General features: G+C 67.5%; 17 protein-coding genes and 5 pseudogenes. 3 read left to right on the forward strand and 19 right to left on the reverse strand.

Annotated elements, in window-relative coordinates; translation table 11 throughout:
* Positions 1-2: 2 nt before the first annotated feature.
* The 19 genes and pseudogenes from fliD to PIB19_RS15210 form a co-directional block, all read right to left on the reverse strand.
* Entirely contained in the window at positions 3-1,433 is a 1,431-nt protein-coding gene (gene fliD / locus PIB19_RS15130) for a flagellar filament capping protein FliD (RefSeq protein WP_271238029.1), read from the reverse strand.
* Positions 1,434-1,475: 42 nt separating this feature from the next.
* Positions 1,476-2,608: pseudogene (flhB, locus tag PIB19_RS15135) on the reverse strand (flagellar type III secretion system protein FlhB).
* A pseudogene (gene fliR / locus PIB19_RS23725) lies at positions 2,608-3,377 on the reverse strand (flagellar biosynthetic protein FliR). The pseudogenes flhB and fliR overlap by 1 nt, the downstream one beginning before the upstream one ends.
* A gap of 3 nt (positions 3,378-3,380) precedes the next feature.
* Positions 3,381-3,650 carry a flagellar biosynthesis protein FliQ gene (gene fliQ, locus PIB19_RS15145; protein WP_056615182.1) on the reverse strand — a complete coding sequence of 90 codons (270 nt, stop codon included), beginning with the start codon at positions 3,648-3,650 and terminating at the stop codon, positions 3,381-3,383.
* A gap of 2 nt (positions 3,651-3,652) precedes the next feature.
* Positions 3,653-4,473, reverse strand: a pseudogene (gene fliP / locus PIB19_RS15150) (flagellar type III secretion system pore protein FliP).
* The gene (locus PIB19_RS15155) at positions 4,473-4,724 is read right to left on the reverse strand and encodes a flagellar biosynthetic protein FliO (protein ID WP_271238030.1); all 252 of its coding nucleotides are present in this window, start codon (positions 4,722-4,724) and stop codon (positions 4,473-4,475) included. The pseudogene fliP and the gene PIB19_RS15155 overlap by 1 nt, the downstream one beginning before the upstream one ends.
* Positions 4,724-5,023 (reverse strand): flagellar motor switch protein FliN, encoded by a 300-nt coding sequence (gene fliN / locus PIB19_RS15160; RefSeq protein ID WP_271238031.1) that lies wholly within the window; start codon positions 5,021-5,023, stop codon positions 4,724-4,726. Before fliN ends, PIB19_RS15155 begins: the two co-directional genes overlap by 1 nt.
* Positions 5,020-5,805 carry a FliM/FliN family flagellar motor switch protein gene (locus tag PIB19_RS15165; protein WP_271238032.1) on the reverse strand — a complete coding sequence of 262 codons (786 nt, stop codon included), beginning with the start codon at positions 5,803-5,805 and terminating at the stop codon, positions 5,020-5,022. Before PIB19_RS15165 ends, fliN begins: the two co-directional genes overlap by 4 nt.
* A gap of 167 nt (positions 5,806-5,972) precedes the next feature.
* The gene (locus tag PIB19_RS15170; RefSeq protein WP_271238033.1) at positions 5,973-6,527 is read right to left on the reverse strand and encodes a flagellar basal body-associated FliL family protein; all 555 of its coding nucleotides are present in this window, start codon (positions 6,525-6,527) and stop codon (positions 5,973-5,975) included.
* Entirely contained in the window at positions 6,430-7,725 is a 1,296-nt protein-coding gene (locus PIB19_RS15175) for a flagellar hook-length control protein FliK (RefSeq protein WP_271238034.1), read from the reverse strand. Before PIB19_RS15175 ends, PIB19_RS15170 begins: the two co-directional genes overlap by 98 nt.
* 36 nt (positions 7,726-7,761) lie before the next feature.
* Positions 7,762-8,190 carry a hypothetical protein gene (locus PIB19_RS15180; protein WP_271238035.1) on the reverse strand — a complete coding sequence of 143 codons (429 nt, stop codon included), beginning with the start codon at positions 8,188-8,190 and terminating at the stop codon, positions 7,762-7,764.
* A 96-nt stretch (positions 8,191-8,286) separates the two neighbouring features.
* Entirely contained in the window at positions 8,287-9,615 is a 1,329-nt protein-coding gene (locus PIB19_RS15185; protein ID WP_271238036.1) for a FliI/YscN family ATPase, read from the reverse strand.
* Positions 9,609-10,337, reverse strand: a complete 729-nt coding sequence (locus tag PIB19_RS15190; RefSeq protein WP_271238037.1) for a FliH/SctL family protein — start codon at positions 10,335-10,337, stop codon at positions 9,609-9,611. The genes PIB19_RS15185 and PIB19_RS15190 overlap by 7 nt, the downstream gene beginning before the upstream one ends.
* Positions 10,330-11,340: a flagellar motor switch protein FliG gene (gene fliG, locus PIB19_RS15195; RefSeq protein ID WP_271238038.1), complete on the reverse strand. Its 1,011-nt coding sequence runs from the start codon at positions 11,338-11,340 to the stop codon at positions 10,330-10,332. Before fliG ends, PIB19_RS15190 begins: the two co-directional genes overlap by 8 nt.
* Positions 11,337-12,089, reverse strand: coding sequence for a flagellar M-ring protein FliF C-terminal domain-containing protein (locus PIB19_RS23125; protein WP_336297159.1), 753 nt, complete (start codon positions 12,087-12,089; stop codon positions 11,337-11,339). Before PIB19_RS23125 ends, fliG begins: the two co-directional genes overlap by 4 nt.
* 11 nt (positions 12,090-12,100) lie before the next feature.
* Positions 12,101-12,208, reverse strand: a pseudogene (locus tag PIB19_RS23130) (flagellar M-ring protein FliF C-terminal domain-containing protein); the annotation flags it as partial.
* A gap of 5 nt (positions 12,209-12,213) precedes the next feature.
* The gene (gene fliF / locus PIB19_RS23135; RefSeq protein WP_336297160.1) at positions 12,214-12,993 is read right to left on the reverse strand and encodes a flagellar basal-body MS-ring/collar protein FliF; all 780 of its coding nucleotides are present in this window, start codon (positions 12,991-12,993) and stop codon (positions 12,214-12,216) included.
* Between the two features lie 4 nt (positions 12,994-12,997).
* The gene (gene fliE, locus PIB19_RS15205) at positions 12,998-13,348 is read right to left on the reverse strand and encodes a flagellar hook-basal body complex protein FliE (RefSeq protein ID WP_271238039.1); all 351 of its coding nucleotides are present in this window, start codon (positions 13,346-13,348) and stop codon (positions 12,998-13,000) included.
* Positions 13,345-14,587 (reverse strand): annotated as a pseudogene (locus tag PIB19_RS15210) (sigma-54 interaction domain-containing protein). The gene fliE and the pseudogene PIB19_RS15210 overlap by 4 nt, the downstream one beginning before the upstream one ends.
* A gap of 215 nt (positions 14,588-14,802) precedes the next feature.
* On the opposite strand from PIB19_RS15210, the gene PIB19_RS15215 reads away from it, so the two are divergent.
* The 3 genes from PIB19_RS15215 to PIB19_RS15225 all read left to right on the forward strand — a co-directional run bounded on the left by PIB19_RS15215 (position 14,803) and on the right by PIB19_RS15225 (position 18,442).
* A complete protein-coding gene (locus tag PIB19_RS15215; RefSeq protein ID WP_271238040.1) occupies positions 14,803-15,612 on the forward strand; it encodes a flagellin N-terminal helical domain-containing protein in 810 nt (269 codons plus the stop codon).
* Between the two features lie 188 nt (positions 15,613-15,800).
* Positions 15,801-17,666, forward strand: coding sequence for a glycoside hydrolase family 3 protein (locus PIB19_RS15220; RefSeq protein WP_271238041.1), 1,866 nt, complete (start codon positions 15,801-15,803; stop codon positions 17,664-17,666).
* Positions 17,564-18,442 carry a glycoside hydrolase family 3 C-terminal domain-containing protein gene (locus PIB19_RS15225; RefSeq protein WP_271238042.1) on the forward strand — a complete coding sequence of 293 codons (879 nt, stop codon included), beginning with the start codon at positions 17,564-17,566 and terminating at the stop codon, positions 18,440-18,442. The genes PIB19_RS15220 and PIB19_RS15225 overlap by 103 nt, the downstream gene beginning before the upstream one ends.
* Positions 18,443-18,623 lie beyond the last annotated feature (181 nt).

Consider the following 18,623-nt stretch of genomic DNA (forward strand, 5'->3'; position numbering starts at 1 on the left):
CATCAATTGTCCGAATTCCACGCCTTGATCTGCTGATCGAGGAAGCTCTGGGTCGACTTGTACGCCGCAACCTTCGAATCCATCGCCGCAAACTGCTGGGTCATGCGGTCGCGCATCCGTTCGACCGCGACGAGGACGCCGTCCTGCAGGGCGTCCACCTTGTCCTGCGCCTTGCCGTAGTTGATCAGGCTCGCGGTGAAGCCGGTGGCCTCGCCGATGCCCTTGCCCGCGGTCTTGCCCACGGCGCTCTCGGCGATCTTCGAAAGCACCTTGGTGAGACCGGCGCCGCCGGCGAACATCGCCTCGATCTGATCGGGCCAGGTGGTCAGCACCTTGGCGAGCCGCGCCGTATCGATCCGCAGCGTTCCGTCGCGCTGGGTGGCGACGCCCAGGTCCGCGAGCGCAACCGGGGTTTCGTCGGGCGTGGCGGGGAGCAAGGCAGTGAGCGTCATGCCCTTGAGCTGGCGCAGCAGGTCCTTCGCCACCGGATCGCCGCGCAGCGGGCCGTCGATCGGGTCCATCGCTTCCTTCACCAATTTGTAGACCTGGTTGAAGGTATCGACGAAGTTGGTGACCGCCTGGCTGAGCGCTTCGCTCGGCCGCGTCGAACCGATCGTAACCTTGGTGCCGACCGACGAGGCGACGAGATCGAGCCGGACGCCGGGCACGAGATTCGAGATGCTGTTGACCGGATAGGAGACTTCGACGCCGTCGAGCGCCACGAGCGCATTCTGGGCGCTGGCATTGATCGTCGATCCGCTCGCATTGCGGCCGATGTCGAGGCTGGCCAGGGCGCCGCTGCCCGAAAGCTCGAACGCCTGCGTGGCGCCGGTAGCGCTCTTGACCATCAGCCGCGCGCCGCTGCTGTCGGTGATCACCGAAGCGGTGACGCCGGCCTTGGCCGCGTTGATCGCATTTGCCACGCCCTGCAGCGTGTTGTTCGCCGCATCGATGGTGATCGTGACCGGCGTGCCGGATCCGGCAGTGAAATCGGTCATCGCGCCATCGGCCACTGTCGCGGTACCGAAGGTCAAGGTGAGCGTGCCTTCGCCGATCACGGTCGCGGCACCGCCCGCGAAGGCGCTGGTGCTGGCGACCTGGCCCTGCGCGAGCTGGCGCACTTCGACGCTGGCATTCAGTCCGGTGAGCGTGGCGCCGGCAAGCCTGGTCGTCTTGACGATCCCAATATTCGAGCTGGTCGGCTGGGTGGCGAGCGTGCCGCCGGCTGTGAGCTGCGACAGGGCGCTGGCGAAATCGCTGATGCTGCTCTTGAGCTCGCTCGTCTTCGAGATCTGCGCAGTGAGCTTCTCGTCCTTCGCGGTCAGCGAGGCGTTCTTGTTGGCAAAGGAGGCATCGACGAGCTGGCCGACCAGCGACGTGATGTCGATGCCCGATCCGGTGCCCAAAGTCTTCGCGATCGATTCGATGGCCATTGCTTCCCCCTGTCCCAATAAGCGGCCGCGCAGGCGCGCGCTTTAGGCCGGACGCTCCATTTTCTCGCCATTCTCGTCGAACAGGGCGCCCGCGGGCACGGTGACCGGCGGCTGGCCGCCGCCTGCCCGCTGATTGACCCCGAAGACAAAGGCCAGAACGGTCGCGATGGCGAGGTAGAGGTCGTCGCGGACCTCCTGCCCTTCGCGGCTGGTGTAATAGACGGCGCGGGCGAGCTGCGGATATTCGAGCACCGGCACTTCGAATTCGCCGGCGAGTTCGCGGATGGCGAGCGCGGTCTGGCCGCGGCCCTTGGCGACGACCACCGGCACCTGATCCTGGCCCGAATCATAGCGCAAGGCGACCGAGAAGTGCGTCGGGTTGGTGAGCACGACATGCGCGGTGGCGACCGCCTTGCGGTATCCCCTTTCAGGATCTCACGCTGGCGCTGGCGCTGCGCGGCCTTCAATTCGGGCGAGCCCTCGGTTTCCTTATGCTCTTCCCTGACTTCCTGCTTGGTCATGCGGAGCTGGCGAAAGTGGCGGACCATCTGGATCGGCAGGTCGACGCCGGCGATGATCAGCAGCCCACCGGCCATGACGAACATCAAGGTGAGAAACTGGCCGCTCAGCGATCCGACGGCGCCGTGCAGGTCCGACGAGACCAGCCCGAGCGACCGATGGGCGATCGAACGCAGCATCCAATAGCCCATCGCGCCGAGCAGGCCGACCTTGAGCAAGGACTTGCCCATCTCGATCCAGCCGGTCGGGCCGAACATCCGCTTGAGCCCCGAGGCCGGATTGATCCGCGAACCCTTGGGCGCGAACAATTTGTTGTTCCAGCCGATCGAGCCCAGCCCGGCCTGGCTGAGGATCGCGGCGATCACGGTGAGCGCGAACAACCCGGCCAGCGACGGCGCGAGCTTCCATCCCGCCGAGGCCAGCGGGCGCCACGGCTCGAAATTCTCGACATCGCCGCGCCCGAACGAGAAGCTGGCGGTCATCACTTCCTTGCACGCGCCGATCAGCGAGGGGCCGAGCAGCGCCATCCACGCGCAGCCGGCCAGGATCACGATCGCAGTGCCGAAATCCTTGGATTTGAGAAGCTGGCCTTCCTCTACCGCCTTGCGCTTGCGCTTCGGTGTCGGGGCTTCCGTCTTTTCGCCGAAGCTCTCCATCAGCCGAGCACCAGCCGGGGCGCGGCGTCGAGCGCTTCGCGGATGATGACGAGGAGGTAGTCGCCCATCGCCGGGAGGGCGAGGAGGACCGCGACCACGCCCATCGCCAGGCTGGCGGGCAGGCCGACCGCAAACAGATTGAGCGCGGGCGCGGCGCGGCTGAGCATGCCGACGACGACGTTGAGACAGAGCAAAAGGAAGCCGACGGGAAGCGCGAGCAGCAGCCCGGCGAGAAAGGCGTAGCCGCCGAACAGGGCAATGCCCAGCAGCCGCTCGGGCGCGATCCACGCGCCGGGGGCATTGCTTCATAGCTGCGCACGACGAGATCGACGAGGACGAGGTGCCCGTCGACCGCCAGGAAGAGCAAAGTCAGCAGCAGCGAGAGGAACTGGCCGAGCGCGGGGGTCGAATGCCCGCTGGTCGGGTCAACGGCATTGGCGAAGCCGAGCCCCATCGACATGCCGATCACTTCGCTGGCGATCAGCGGCGCCGAGAAGGCGATCTGGAGGACGAAGCCGATCGCGAGACCGATCAGCGCCTCTGCGGCCACCGCGAGCATCGTGGTGAGCGAGAAGATCTCGGCGGGCGGCGTGATGTGCGTGGTGTTGATCACCAAAATGCCGATCGCACCGGTCAGCGCGATCCGCGCCGGCAGCGGAATCGCGATCGCGCTGAACACGGGGGCAGCGATGAACGCCGCGCCGATCCGCACCATCGCGAACAGCAAGGTCCAGAGCTGCGGCTCGATCGAGAGGCCGAAGCCCATCATGCGCTATTTCACCAGATCCGGGATGCGCTCGAAGATGCTCGTGGTGAAGTCACCGAGCAGGCCGAGGATCATGCCGCCGAAGATCACCAGGCTCACCGCCACGACGATCAGCTTGGGAACGAAGGTGAGCGTCTGTTCCTGGATCGAAGTCGCCGCCTGGACCATGCCGAGGATCAGCCCCGACAGCAGGGCCGGCAGCAGGATCGGCGCCGAGGCGAGCGCGAGGACCCACATCGCTTCGCGCGCGACGGTGAGGAAGTAATCCGCGTCCATCACTAGGTCCCGAAGCTGGCGGCGAGGCTGCCCATCGTCAGCGCCCAGCCGTCGACCAGCACGAACAGCAGCAGCTTGAACGGCAGGGAGATGATCGTCGGCGACATCATCATCATGCCGAGGCTCATCAGCACCGTGGCGACGACGAGATCAATGACGATGAAGGGCAGGAAAATGAGGAAGCCGATCTGGAAAGCGGTCTTGAGCTCGCTGGTGACGAACGCCGGGAGCAGCACCGAGAAGGGCACGTCGGACGGCTTGGCATAAGGACCGCTCTTCGCCATGTCGGCAAACATCTTCACGTCGCGGTTGCGGGTCTGCTTGATCATGAAGCCGTGGAGCGCGTCGCCCGTGCCGGCGATCATCTGCGTCGCGCTGATCTCGCCGCGCGCATAAGGCTGGATCGCAGTCGTGTTCGCCTGGTTGATCACCGGCGACATGATGAAGAAGCTCAGGAACAGCGACAGGCCGATCAGCACCTGGTTGGGCGGCGTCTGCTGGAGGCCGAGCGCCTGACGCAGCACCGACAGCACGATGATGATGCGCGTGAAGCTGGTCATCATCAGCAGGATGCCGGGCAGCACCGTGAGCAGGCCCATGATGATGAGGACCTGGAGCGACAGGCTGAGCGGCGCATCGCCGCCGCCGAGATCGCCCAATGCGCGATCGACTGCGTCCCCACGCCGGGCGTGGCGACGGGTGCCGGCGCCGGCACGCCCTGGGCGAACGCCGGCGCGGCGAAGAGAATGAAGAATGCGAGCAGCCCGACGAACAGCGCCGCGCGCCCGCCCACTGAGCGGGGAGCCGAAAGCCGTGCGAGCATCAGCTTGCTGCCTTGTCCACGAGCGTGACGCCGGTGCGGCTGACCGAGACGAGCAGTTTCCGCCCCTCGAACTCGACCACCGCGAGGCGCAGGCCGGGCGAGAGCATCATCGTCTCCTTGACCTGCACCATCCGCGTGCCCTGGTTCTTGGGCAGCCGCGCCTCGAGCTTGCGCCACGCATAGAGGCAGCCGATCAGCAGGCCGCAGACGAGCGGCAGCAGGATCACCAGCTTGAGGATGTACGACCACATCATGCGCGGGCGGTCCGCTTCTCGGGGCTGACCAATTCGGTCATCCGCACGCCGAACTTCTCGCCGACGGTGACGACTTCGCCGCGGCCGATCAGCGTGCCGTTGACGAAGATGTCGAGCAGTTCGTTGGCGTCGCGGTCGAGTTCGATCACGCTCTCCTCGCCGAGCGCGAGCAGTTCGCGCAGGGACAGGGATGTCGAACCGATCTCCACGGTCAGCTTGACGTCGACGTCCTGGAGCAGCCGGAAATTGGTCGCGAGCGCGGTATCGACCGCTAATCCGCCGGTCATGTCGTTCATCGGAAGTCCTCTTCGCTGAGCGGTTCGAATTGGGTGAGCCGGACCGCGGCGCGGCCATTGGCGGTGCCGACGAGACCGGTGCCGAGGCGGCGCGACGCCACCATCACCGGGACCTCGGCGCCGAAATCGATCGGGATCACGTCGCCGGCCTGCAGCTCGAGCAGGCGGCCGAGCGAGACCACCGGCTCGGCGAGCACCGAGCGGATCGGGAATTTGACGCCCATGACGGCTCGGGTGAGCCCGCTGCGCCACTCGGGCTCGACCTCGGCGGGCACGCCGTGGACCTTGACCGCGAGCGCGGCGCCGTGCGGTTTCAATGCCGCGACGGGGTAGAGGATGTCGACGAAGACGGGCTTGCGCTCGCCCAGCGCCATGCCGAAGCGCGTGACGATGACCGGATCGTCGCCGGCGAATTCGGGGAGCGCGGCAAGGCTGCCGCCCTCGACCGCGCGGAAGGCGACGCGAGTCAGCGGCTCCCAGGCGGCTTCGAGCGGCGCGGCGACCGCAGCGGCGAGGCGCTCCGCCAGCGTCTCGGCGGCCGGAGTGAATTCGACGGGCAAGGGATTGGGCGCTTCGCCGTCACCGCCGAAGAACGCGTCGAGCATCTCGAGCAATTGTTTCGCGTCGAGCACCAGCTGGACCCGCGCCTTGGCATTGCCCATCGCCAGCGGCTGCCACGCGGTGAGGCCGTGGCCGCGCTCGGTGCGATAGTCCGTCCAGCGCTGAACCACGAGCGGCTCGGCCCAGACGCGCATCTCGGCACGGCACATCCCGTCGAACACCGGCTTCAGCGACTTGGCGAGCCGCGCGCACAGATGCTGCAGCGTGACGAGATCGCCGAACGGATTGAGGTTCGACGATCCCAGGACCGACGCGTGTTCCGCGCTGGCCCGGGGCGTTCCCGCCGTTCGGCAGTGCCGATATCTGAAGGGGCGTTAACCATGCTCGTTCACTGAACGATGAAATTGGTAAAGTAGACGTTACTTACGCCGCCGAAACCTTCCTTTTCCTTCAGCACGCCGTTGATCGCCTTCGCCAGCCGGTCCTGGATCTGGCGCTTGCCCTGCGCAGTGAAGACTTCTTCCTCGGTGGTCTCGCCCAGCGCCATCAGCACCTGCGAGCGGATCGCGATCTCGTGCGTCTTGATGTTCTCGACGACGCGCTCGTCATAGGGCGTCGAGACGGCGATGCCGACCTGGACGAAATGGACGCTGTCCTGGAGGTTCGACGTGAATTCCTTTTCGAGCGGATAGTAGGTCGAGGCATATTTGTCGCCGCCTTCGCCCTTGGGCGTCGGCTTGCCGTGGCCGGCGGACGCGCCTTCATTGCTCTCGCCATGGCCGCCCTCGCCGCCGCCGGCACCCGCGCGTTTCTCCTCGCTCTTGGGAACGAGCCTGGGCTCGTCATCATGCGCGTCGGCGGGCTTCACGCTGAACCAGCCGGACTGCATGCCATAGACCGCGGCACCGCCGCCGGTGCCGAGCAGTGCGATGGGAACCCCCACGAGGAGGAGCAGCTTGCCGCCCCTTTTCTTCCTGGGCGCCGGATTTGCGTCGTTGGTATCGGCCATGATGGTCTCCGTTGATCTCAGGCGATGCGTTCATGGGTGGAATCGGTGGCTTCCGCGGCCTCCGCCGCGCGGGGGCGGGCGATTGCGGCATCGGGACTTGCTGGGCGTGGCGGGCCGAGCCCTGTCCTGCCCCGCCGCCGTCGACACTGGTCTGGCCGAGCTTGACGCCGCGGGCCTCAGCCAGTTCGGAGAGGCGCGGCTGGGCCTCGGTGAGGAGCTGGCGCGCGGCCGGCGTCTCGGTGGCGAAATGGACATGGATGCGATCGCCGTCCTGACGGATCGAGACGTCGACCTTGCCCAGCGCCTCGGGCGACAGGCTGAGGCGCGTTTCGCGCGACGGCGAGGCATCGCGCATCGCCTCGAGCCGGTCGACCATCTGCCCCATCCATTCCTGGCGGCGCATGTCGAGCACGCCCTGCTGGATGTCGGCGGCAGCGGCGATCGCGTGCGGGCGGACGATATCGGCGAGCGCGACCGGACCGCCGGCAGGCAGCAGATCCTGGATCAGCGTGCGGCGCGTCTCGGCCGGCGTGGCGCCGGTAGCAGCGGCGGCGAAGAGCGCGGCCGCGAGCTGGGGTGCTGAAGTCAGAGCGGGTGCTTCCACCTGCGCCGGCTGCGCGACCGGAACGGCGACGCGGAGCTTGATGGCGGGCTCGGCGGTGTCGGGCTGGGCGCGTTCGGGCTGAAGCTCGGGGGCCCGGGCTGCATCGAGCTCGGACTTGGCGGTTTCGGTGCCGGTGCCGTCTCCGGGGATGCGCAGCGATGGCGTCGGAAGCGCTTCGCCCTGCTCGCTTGCTCCGTCGAGGCTGATGGCAGCCGGACGTGGAGCGATACCGAGCGGGGGTACCGGCGTCGCTGGCGGCGCGATCGGAAGCGCGAACCAGGCGAAGGCGATATCCTCGGCGTCGGGCGCCGCTTCCTCGCCTTCGGTCTCGGTTTCGAGATCGCGCTCCGGCGAGGTCTTGCCGGGGGCGGCAAGGATTTGCCGGCCGGGCGCCAGGATCTCACCGGCTTCAGCGGCAGCCGCATCTCCGCCGGGCAGCGCGAAGCTGCCGGCCGCGCCTTGTGCCGGCGCAGCCGCGCGCACGGGCCCGTGCGGGATCGCGGCGGGAAGCGACGAAAGCTGGATCAACTGCAAAAACCCCCGGTGAAACGTTCACCGGACACTTCAGCAAATATCGTGCCGTTTTCTGGAGTTGGCCGGCAGCGCCTCGAGATCACGCAGCACCTTGAGCGCGGCCTTGGCATCTTCGCGCTCGATCAATTTCTCGATCGCATTCTGGTCGCGATGCGCCTCGCGAGTCGCGGCGCGGGCATTGTCGAGACCCTGCTGGGCGACGACGATGCGACGCTCGGCGGCATGCGCCGACTGGTGGAGCCGGTCGCGATAATGCGCGGCGGCGATCAGCGAGGTGGCGAAGGTGGGCGCCGGCGTCGCAGTGGGCGCGACATTGGCCGCGAGTGCGGCGATGCGCTCGCGCAAAGTTTCCTCCTGATCGACCTTGCTGCGCGCATGCACTTCGGCCGCGCGGACCTGATCGAGCTGGAGCGTGCGGACGCGGAGCAGCCGTTCGAGCTTCTTCGCCGTCCTAGGCATGTCTGCTGTCCCGCACCGACCCGCTCCCCACCCGGCCACCCATATGATACTGCCGTTGGGTGGCCGAGTGGGGAGCGGGCTGGCACCGTCGTCAAATCACGCATCGCCGAACACCCCGGTCAGCTCGGCGACGGCGTCGGGCAGGGTCACGACTTCGTCCGCGCCCTGGCGGATATATTCCATCACCGCCGGGTGACAGGCGATCGCGGCGTCGATCTCGGGATCCGCGCCGGGGCGATAGGCGCCCATCAGCACGAGGTCGCGATTTTCCTCATAGGTGGCGAGATGCCGGCGCAGCACGCGCGCGGCATGGATATGATCTTTGTCCGCGATGTCGGTCATCACGCGGCTGACCGAGGGGCCGAGATCGATCGCCGGATAGACGCCGCGTTCCGCCAATGCGCGGCTGAGCACGATATGCCCGTCGAGGATCGAGCGCGCGCTGTCGACCACCGGATCGTTGCCGTCGTCGCCATCGGCGAGCACGGTGTAGATCGCCGTGATCGAGCCGCCCGACGAGACGCAGGTGCCCGCGCGTTCGATCAGGCTGGGCAGCATCGCGATGGCGCTCGGCGGATAGCCCCGCGCGCTGGCGGGCTCGCCGAGCGCAAGGCCGATCTCGCGGCCGGCATGCGCGACACGCGTGAGCGAATCCATGATCAGCAGAACCTTCTTGCCCTCGGCACGGAAGCTTTCGGCGATCGCGGTGGCGCGGAGCGCGCCGCGGATGCGCAGCACCGGCGAGTGATTGGCGGGGACCGCCACCACCACCGAACGCGCGCGGGCGGCGCCGAACACCTTGGTCTCGAGGAAATCGGCGACTTCGCGCGAGCGCTCGCCGATCAGCCCGACGACGACGACATCGGCTTGCGCCGCGCGGACGATCATGCCGAGCAACACCGATTTGCCGACGCCCGATCCCGCCATGATGCCGACGCGCTGGCCCTGGCCGATGGTGAGCAGCCCGTTGATCGCGCGAACGCCGACGTCCATCGGCTCGAGAACCCTGCCGCGATCGAGCGGCGACTGGAGCTTGCCCGCCAGCGGCCATTTGCCTGCGCCGCGAACGGGTCCGAGCCCGTCGATCGGCTTGCCCGCACCGTCCACGACCCGCCCGAGCAGGGCGGCACCGACTTCGGCCTCACCCGGAGGGCCGATCGGACGCACGGGTGCATTGGGAAGCAAGGCGGCGGGACCGCCCAAATTCATCATCAGCGTCCGGCCGGCCCGGAAGCCGATCACTTCGGCTTCGATCCGGGTGGCGCCGTCGCCGACCGCGCAGACCGTGCCGACGGGCAGCGCGAGGCCGACCGCCTCCATCAGCAGCCCGTCAAAGGAAGAAAGGCGCCCCGAGACCTTGGCCCGCGGCGCGAAGTCGCGGCAGCCCAGCCCGTCGAGATAATCGTCGCTGAACTGGTTCAGCATGCGGGCGGGATCGGAACGCGGTCGATGGCCTGAGCGAGCTGCTCGAGCCAGATGTCGGGACCGTCCTCGACGATCGTCGATGCGCTCTCGATCACGAAGCTGCCGCGCGTCACATGCGGATCGCCGACCGGGAAGATCGTCGCCGGAAGCTTGCCCTGAACGAGGGGCACATCGTCGGGGTGGAGCCGCAGCAGCGCCGATTCGGCACCGTCGGCCAGCAAGTCGACTGCGGCGGTGATCCGCGCGGCGAGGATATCGGGCGCGATGCCGGCATCGCCGATCATCCGCTGGACGAGATGGAGCACGGTCTGGCGGAGATGCCCCGCCATGCGCTCACGATCGAAATGCGCGCCGGCGGCAAGCGCGGTCGAGACCTGATCGAGCAAGGCGGCCTCGCGGGCGCGGACTTCCTCGACTTCGGCGAGCGCGGCGGCACGGCCCTCGGCGAAGCCCGCCTCGTGCGCGGCGGCGATCGGATCGATGAAAGCGGTGGGCGCGGGCGGCACTTCGGCAGTGAACGGATCCCAGCCCTCGGTGGGGTTCACGCCCGGATCTGCGGGCGAGAAATGGCGCGGCGAGACCGGTGCCGGCTCCTCGAACCCGCGGCGGCCGATGCTGCCGACATCGGCGGCGGCGAACGCCGTGCCTTCGCCGAACGCGCGCTGGAGCACATGCGCGGCGGCCTGGATGCGGCCTGCAAAGCCGGGGGCGAAATCAGACATAATCGTCGTCGCCGCCCTTGCCCGGCATCTGCAGCGTGCCGTCCTTCACGAGGCCGCGGGCGATGGCGATCATCACCTTCTGCGCGTCGAGCACGTCGGCAAGCTTCATCGGCCCGCGCGCTTCCATCTCGTCGCGGATGCCGTCGGCGGCGCGGCTCGACATGCAGCCGAGGAAGCGATTGCGGACATCCTCCTCGACGCCCTTGAGCGATTTGACCAGCACGTCGGCATCGATGCTGCGGATGAGGGTCGAGAGATTCTTGTCGTCGAGCTCGAGCAGGTTGTCGAAGACGAACATCGCCTCCTCGATCGCCTTGGCGACTTCGCGGTCGATCTTGGCGAGCTTGGGCATGACGCGCTGCTCGGTGATCTTCCGCGCGCCCGACAGGATCTTCGCCGCCTCGCGCGTGCCGCCGAGCTGGAGCCCGATCGATTTGCGCGCGCCGCTGGCGCGATTGGCGAGCATTGCCTTCAGGGTCTCGATCGCCTCGGGGGGAATGGGGCCTAATTTGGCGATACGGCGCAGGATCTGCGGCTGCGCGTCCTGCGGCAGATGCTCGAAGACTTGGGCCGCGACTTCGGGATCGAGCTGCGCGAGCAATACCGCGGCGATCTGCGGATGCTCCTCGGCGATCATCGACGCGATCTCCTCGGGCTCGAACCATTGGAGCTGTTCGAGCCGGGCGGCAGCCTCGACGGGCACGATCCGGGCGAGCACGCCTTCGGCGCGATCGGCGCCGAGCGCACGCGTCATCATCCCCTCGACCTGCGGCCGGGGATCGAAGACGATCGAAGAGCGACCGCGCGCCTTGAACACGAAATCGTCGAGGACCTGCTCGACCTCGGCTTCGCTGACATCGGCGACGGTGAACATCGCCCGGCCGAGATCGCGGACCTCGTCGGGATCGAGCTTCTGGAGGATGGCCGCGGCCTCCTCTTCGCCGACCAGCATCATCAGGACCGCGGCGCGCTCGACGCCGTTGAAGCTGCGCAGCGCGTTCATCGGGCGTCCGCCTTGATCATGTCGCGGACCGCTAGCGCGGCACGTGCGGGATTTTCCCGCGTGAAGCCGCGGACCAGCCCGACGCGATCGTCATAGCTGTTGCCGCGATCCTCGAGCATGTCGATCGACACGCTCGGGACGGGGACGGCGTCCTCGGGATTGTGGCCGCCGATCGGCAGCGCCGGGCGCTGCGTGGCATCGTCGCGCTTCTTGAGCAGAGCCTTGGCGAGCGGGCGCACGCCGAGGAAGAGGACGAGCAAGGCGATCGCCAGAGCCGTCGCGTTGCGCGCGGCCATCGGGACCCATTCGGCCTCGTACCAGGCCGGACCGGTCTTGCCGGCATCGGCCGCGACGCTGAACTTGCGGCTGACGACGGTGACCTGGTCCTGACGTTGGGCGTTGTAGCCGACGGTGGCGCGGACCAGCTCGTTGATCTGGTTGATCTCGGCGATGCCGCGCGGCTTGCCCGGCTCCTCGCGGAGCAGCACCGCGACCGAGAGGCGGCGGACATTGCCGGGCACCGCGCGGGTGACCGAGATTTCCTTGCCGGTCTCATAGGTGCGGGTGAAGCTGTCGCTCTGCTTGGTCTGGGGCGTCGCGGCGGCGGCGGGCGCGGTGGCGCCGGCCGGAGTCGGCACCGAGGCACCGCCTGCATTGGGCGCGACCAAAGTGCTGACCGGCGGCGGCGTGTTCGAGAGGGCGCCGGGGATGCCGCCGGGGTCTGGCCGTCCTTCGACGTGCCGGTCCATGCGCCCTGCTCGGCGCGCATCACCTGGCCCTGCTTGTCATAGCTTTCGCGCGTGGCCTGGCTTTCGTCGAGATCGACATCGGCCTGGACCTCGGCAGTGAAATTGCCCGCGCCGACCATCGGAGTCAGCAATTGCGCCAGCTGCTCGCGATATTTGTCTTCGATGCGGCGCTGGAAATCGATGCGGGTGTCGCCGGCGGTGCCATCCTTGCCCCCGATTTGGAGAGCAATGCGCCCATCTGGTCGACGATCGTCACGGCATCGGGCTGCATGCCCGGCACCGACGAGGCGACGAGATTGACGATCGCGCGGATCTGCGGCTCGCCGAGCGCGCGGCCCGGCTGGAGCTTGACGATGACGCTGGCCGAAGGCGCGGCGCGATCGCGGACGAAGGCGGAGGCCTCGGGCGTGGCGAGATGGACGCGCGCCTCGGCGATCGCGTCGATTTCCTGGATCGAGCGGGCGAGCTCGGTCTCGCGCGCCTGGCGCATGCGCTCGCCTTCGACTGCGCGGCTGACGCCCATCGGCAGATTGTCGAGGAGCGCGTAGCCGCCGGGCGCGGCCTTGGGCAGGCCTTGGCTGGCGAGCAGCATCCGCGCCTTGTGATAATCATCCTCGGCAACGGTGATCGATCCCGACCCGTCGATGCTGTTGGCGATGCTCGCGCCTTCGAGCGCAGACGAGATCGCCGCCTTGTCGGCATCGCTGACATTGGCGAACAGGATGCGCTGCGGCGAGGTCGCGACCATCGACCAGGCGAGGAAGCCGGCGAGGACGAGCCCGACGAGGAAGACGAACGGCAGGCTGCGCTTGACCGCAGGCTGGCCGAGCAGGCCGGTGAGCTGCTGGAGCGGGGCGCGGGCCGGGATGCCGGCGGCGTCGGTGGGTGTGAGTGCGTTGCTCATCGGATCAGACCGGCATGCTCATAATGTCCTTGTATGCGGACAGGAGTTTGTTGCGGACTTGCAGCGTCGCCTCGAAGCCGACCGAGGCCTGCTGGCGCGCGAGCATCACCTTGGCGATGTCGATCGTCTCGCCGCGTTCGTACGATTCGGAGAGCGCGCCGGCCTGGGCCTGCGCCTGATTGACCGACTTGAACGCATCCTGGAACGTATCGACGAAGCTCGTCGGCTTGCTCTCGGCGGTCGCGGTCGGCGCCGGCGCCTGCTGGGCGCGCGTGAGCGCCGCGTTGCGCTCGAGGATCTGCGAACGGAGCGCGAGGACGCGATCGACGCTCATCGGGCCGGTCACGCCGCTCATGCCGAGATAGCCTGGGCGATATCGTCACCCTGTTCCCGCGCCTTGGCGAGGCGATAGCGGAGCGTCCGCTCGGAGATGCCGAGGCGCTTCGCGGTCTCGATCCGGCTGCCGTTGCACTCGGCGAGCGTTTCGCGGATCGCCTGGAACTCGTGCATCTGGACGATATTGCTGAGCGTATCGGGACGCTCCTGCCGCATCTCGGGCCGACGATCGAAGATCAGATGCTCGGCATCGATGACATCGCCCGGCGCGAGCAGCAAAGCGCGCTGGAGGACGTTTTCGAGCTCGCGGACATTGCCCGGCCAATCGTGATCGGTGAGGATCTCGAGCGCCTCGCAAGTGATCCAGGGCAAGATCGAGCGCGTGCCCGCATGCCGCAGCACCATCGCTGCGGTGAGCGCGGCGATGTCGCCCGGACGCTCGGTAAGCGCCTTGGTGGCGAGCGGGAAAACCGCGAGACGGTAGTAGAGATCGGCGCGGAAGCGGCCGGCGGTGACTTCGCCCTGCAAGTCGCGATTGGCGCAGGCGATGACGCGAACGTCGATTTTCTCCGGTACCGTGCCGCCGATCGGAACGACTTCGCGTTCCTGCAACACGCGGAGGATTTTGGCCTGGAGCCCGAGCGGCATCTCGGCGATTTCGTCGAGCAGCAGGGTGCCGCCATTGGCGGCGCGGAAGAAGCCCTGCCCGCCCGACGACGCGCCGGTGAACGAGCCCTTCTGGTGGCCGAACAGCATCGCCTCGAGCATCGTCTCGGGAAGCGCGGCGCAATTGATCGCGACGAACGGGCCGTCGCGGCGCGTGGAGCCCATGTGGATCGCCTTGGCGAGGACTTCCTTGCCGGTGCCGGTGGGGCCGTTGATCAGCACGGTGATGTCGGAAGCGGCGACCCGCTCGGCGAGCGCCAGCAGAGCGAGGCTTTCGGGATCGGCGGCGACGGGCTCCCACGGACCGCGTGCCATGGCGCTGGCGAAACCGGCGCCGATCGCGGCGTCTTCGCTGCCATAGGACAAGCGGGCGGGATTGCCGTCGCGAAACGGGATCGCGGTGCGGTCGCCCTCGCCCAGGATCAAGGTGCGGGCCGCCGCGGGGGACTTCGCCGTCGGCGATCAGGAACAAGTCCTGCGCGCCGGGCTTGCCGTCCTCGCACGAAGCGATCGCGAAACCCTGCGCACGAAGCGCCGAGACCGTCGCGTATTTCTGCCGAAGAACCGCCGCCGAAGGAACGATGGACCGCATGATTGACCCCCTGATTAAATCCTATGTGGCGGCAAGTTGGTTAATGCGGCGTAAAACTACACAAGGACGCACTTCTGCGGTCCCGGCGCGTCTACGCGCGCGCGTGATGGACGATTTTTTCTTAAGCGGGGAAAGTCGCTGTCGTTCCTTGGCTTGGCGGCTCCGGGCTCCCGTTCAGGGGGACGCGGGAAGGCCGGCAAGCATGGAGATTGATCATGACTGTTATCGGAACCAACACCGCGGCCCTTCGCGCAGGCAATGCCTCGAACGCCGCCAGCAAGCTGCTCAGCAGCGCAATGGAGCGTCTGTCGACCGGCAAGCGCATCAACAGCGCGAAGGACGATGCCGCAGGCCTCGCCATCGCATCGACCATGACCGCATCGATCCGCGGCATGAACCAGGCGATCCGCAACGCCAATGACGGCATCTCGCTGGCGCAGACCGCCGACGGCGCGCTCGAGGAAGTCTCGAACATGCTGCAGCGTGTCCGCGAGCTGGCCGTCCAGTCGGCTTCGGGCACCTATAGCGATACGGACCGCACCAACATGCAGACCGAAGTCACCGAACTCGGCGCGCAGATCGACAGCATCATCGCCGACACCAAGTTCAACGGCGTGACGTTGTTCGGCGCGGCGGACGTGACGCTCGACATCCAGACCGGTTCGGGCTCGGCCGACAAGGTGACCCTGACGATCACCGCTCTCGACGTTTCGGCTGCCAGCGCTTCGGACATTTCCACCGCCGGTGGCGCGGACACCGCGATGGACGATGTCGACACCGCACTGGGAGCGGTCGCCACGACCCGCGCCTCGCTCGGTGCCGGCCAGAGCCGTCTCGAGTCGGTGGTCAACAACCTGACTGCCAACGTCACCAATCTGAGCGACGCCCGCAGCCGCATCCAGGACGCCGATTTCTCGGCCGAGACTGCGGCGCTCGCCAAGGCGCAGATCCTGAGCCAGGCATCGACCGCGATGCTCGCTCAGGCGAACCAGAGCCAGCAGACGGTTCTTTCGCTGCTCCGCTAACCGCGTGCCGGTCGGGGTGTCACCCCCTGACAGGCACCGCGGCCGGTCACCTCTCCTTTAGGGAAGAGGGCGCAAGGGGAACCTCGGTGGTCCATGTGGCCACCGGGGTTTTCCTTTGTCCGGCGCAGCGGCTGGTAGCGCTACCAGAAATGCGCTAGCCTCTTCTCCAAACAGAATGGAGAGGTTGTGTGACGAGGAAACTTTCGATCGCGCTCGCTCTGCTTGCATCGAGCGCATGGGCGCCGCTGGCAAGCGCACAGACCGCCGCACCCGGGCTGCTCGGCGATCCCTCGGCCACTCCCGAGCAGCGCGCCCGCGCCGCGATCGAGCGGATGACGCTGGAGGAGAAGGCACACCAGCTCGGCCATACCGCCCCGGCGATCCCGCGGCTCGGCATCCCGCAATATAATTGGTGGAACGAGGGGCTGCACGGCGTCGCGCGCGCGGGCATCGCCACGGTCTTCCCGCAGGCGATCGGCATGGCGGCATCGTGGGACGTGCCGCTGCTCCGGCGCGTCGGCGACACGGTCTCCACCGAGTTCCGCGCCAAGTTCGTCGAGCGCCGCCACCCCGACGGCGGCAGCGACTTCTATCGCGGGCTCACCGTCTGGTCGCCCAACATCAACATCTTCCGCGATCCGCGCTGGGGCCGCGGCCAGGAAACCTATGGCGAGGACCCGTATCTCACCGGCCAGCTGGGCATCGCCTATATCGCCGGGCTGCAGGGCGATGACCCCAAATTCCTCAAGACGGTGGCCACCTCGAAGCATTTCGCCGTCCATAGCGGCCCCGAGAGCAACCGGCACCGCGAGGACGTCCATCCGACGCTGCACGACCTCGAGGACACCTATCTCCCCGCGTTCCGGGCGACGGTGACCCAGGGCAAGGTCGAATCGGTCATGTGCGTGTACAACGCGATCGACGGAATCCCCGGCTGCGCGAACAGCCGACTGATGGAGGATTATCTCCGCAGGAGCTGGGGCTTCAAAGGCTATGTCGTCTCCGACTGCGGCGCCGCGGCCAATATCTACCGGCCCGACTCGCTCCACTACACCAGGACCGCGGCAGAGGGCGTCGCGCTCGGCTTCCGCGCCGGCATGGACCTGATCTGCGGCGATTATCGCAACAACCTGACCACCGAGCCCGAGAACATCGTCGCGGCAGTGAAGTCGGGACAGTTGCCCGAAGCCGTGATCGACCGGTCGCTCCAGCGGTTGATGGAAGCCCGTATCCGCCTCGGCCTGTTCGATCCGCAGCTTCCTTTCGCGAACATCACCGCCAAGGATTACGACACTCCCGAGCACCATGCGCTGTCCCGGAAGATGGCCGAGGCATCGATGGTGCTGCTCAAGAACCAGGGCGACTTGCTGCCGATCAAAGGCGAGCCGCGGACGATCGCCGTGATCGGGCCGAACGCCGACAGCTTCGACGCTTTGGTCGGCAATTATTACGGCACGCCCTCGAAACCCGTCACCGTGCTCGACGGCATCCGCGCCCGCTACCCCAAGGCGAAGATCCTGTATGTCCAGGGTACCGGGTTGATCGGCCCGGCCGAGCTGCCGGTTCCCGACACTGTGCTCTGCGTCGATGCGGCGTGCCAGGCGGCGGGGCTCAAGGTCGACTTCTTCAAGGGCGCGAATCTCGAAGGCGCGCCGATCGAAACCAGCGTGCAGCCCAATGCCCGCTTCGAATGGCGTGGTGATCGCGAGACCTCGGCGCGCTGGACCGGCACGCTCGTCGCGCCCGAGAGCGGCGAATTCGGCTTCCGCTTCGCCAGCGAGAATGGCTATCGCATCTGGATCGGCGACAAGCTGGTCGTCGACGAATGGGGAGTCGGCGATTCGCCTTCGGTCCTTTCGGGCACGATCCCCTGGAAAAGGGGCGCAAATATCCGCTCCGCGTCGAGGCCTTCCAGCGCGGGCAGCGCAGCAGCCAGCAGCTCGTCTGGAGCGTGCCGAGCGGCGATGGCGACCATGCCGTGGCGGCGGCAAAACAGGCCGATCTGGTGCTGTTCGTCGGCGGCCTTTCGGCACGGATCGAAGGCGAGGAGATGAAAGTGACGGCCCCGGGTTTCGCCGGGGGCGACCGCACCAGCCTCGACCTGCCCGCCCCACAGCAGAAATTGCTCGAGCGCGTCCACGCGGCCGGAAAGCCGGTGGTGCTGGTGCTGATGAACGGCAGTGCATTGAGCGTGAACTGGGCGGACGCGCATATCCCCGCGATCGTCGAAGCCTGGTATCCGGGCGGCGAAGGCGGGCATGCTGTAGCGGGGCTGATCGCGGGCGATTTCAGCCCCGCCGGACGGCTGCCGGTGACCTTCTACAAATCGGCCGACCAGCTTCCGCCCTTTCCCGATTATCACATGGCGGGGCGGACCTATCGCTACCTCACCGGCGATCCGCTTTACCCCTTCGGCCATGGGCTCAGCTACACGCGCTTCCATTATGGCGCAGCGCGGCTGAGCACGCCCACCGTGAAGGCGGACGGCACCGTCGAGATATCGGTCGACGTCACCAATCAGGGGCCTCGCGACGGCGACGAGGTCGTCCAGCTCTATGTCTCGCATGCCGGTGTGCCCGGCGCGCCGCTTCGCGCGCTGCAACGCTTCGAGCGCGTGCACCTCAAGCGCGGAGAGACGCGCAAGACGGTCTTCACGCTGGATGCACGGGCACTGAGCGTGGTGGGCGAAGACGGCGTGCGACGGGTGTCGCCAGGACGCGTGCAATTGTGGATCGGCGGCGGCCAGCCGGAGGGGCGGCCGGGCCTGCCGGCGGCCCCGGGCGTTGCGGCGCAGCTGGAGGTTTCGGGGAGCGCCGTGCTCCCCAAATAACAAAGCCGGGCGCCTGAACCGCTAGACGCGCTGCGGCGCGGTGTGTGTTGTAGAGATACAACACAACCGACTTTTTGTTACGTCCACATTTACAATGTGTTTCCGACGAGGCAGTTGCGGAAACATTGGCACGCGGGCGGGGGCTGACCGTACGTGCCCAGCCGACCCTTCCGAGAGACGG

Source organism: Sphingomonas sp. 7/4-4, from assembly GCF_027941955.1.
In the GTDB taxonomy this organism is placed as follows: domain Bacteria; phylum Pseudomonadota; class Alphaproteobacteria; order Sphingomonadales; family Sphingomonadaceae; genus Sphingomonas.

Coding starts and splice junctions, on each gene's coding strand:
- fliD (WP_271238029.1), bottom strand. CDS start 1,433: ATGGCCATCGAATCGATCGCGAAGACTTTGGGCACCGGATCGGGCATC.
- fliQ (WP_056615182.1), bottom strand. CDS start 3,650: ATGGACGCGGATTACTTCCTCACCGTCGCGCGCGAAGCGATGTGGGTC.
- PIB19_RS15155 (WP_271238030.1), bottom strand. CDS start 4,724: ATGTGGTCGTACATCCTCAAGCTGGTGATCCTGCTGCCGCTCGTCTGC.
- fliN (WP_271238031.1), bottom strand. CDS start 5,023: ATGAACGACATGACCGGCGGATTAGCGGTCGATACCGCGCTCGCGACC.
- PIB19_RS15180 (WP_271238035.1), bottom strand. CDS start 8,190: ATGCCTAGGACGGCGAAGAAGCTCGAACGGCTGCTCCGCGTCCGCACG.
- PIB19_RS15185 (WP_271238036.1), bottom strand. CDS start 9,615: ATGCTGAACCAGTTCAGCGACGATTATCTCGACGGGCTGGGCTGCCGC.
- PIB19_RS15190 (WP_271238037.1), bottom strand. CDS start 10,337: ATGTCTGATTTCGCCCCCGGCTTTGCAGGCCGCATCCAGGCCGCCGCG.
- fliG (WP_271238038.1), bottom strand. CDS start 11,340: ATGAACGCGCTGCGCAGCTTCAACGGCGTCGAGCGCGCCGCGGTCCTG.
- PIB19_RS23125 (WP_336297159.1), bottom strand. CDS start 12,089: ATGGACCGGCACGTCGAAGGACGGCCAGACCCCGGCGGCATCCCCGGC.
- fliF (WP_336297160.1), bottom strand. CDS start 12,993: ATGAGCAACGCACTCACACCCACCGACGCCGCCGGCATCCCGGCCCGC.
- fliE (WP_271238039.1), bottom strand. CDS start 13,348: ATGAGCGGCGTGACCGGCCCGATGAGCGTCGATCGCGTCCTCGCGCTC.
- PIB19_RS15215 (WP_271238040.1), top strand. CDS start 14,803: ATGACTGTTATCGGAACCAACACCGCGGCCCTTCGCGCAGGCAATGCC.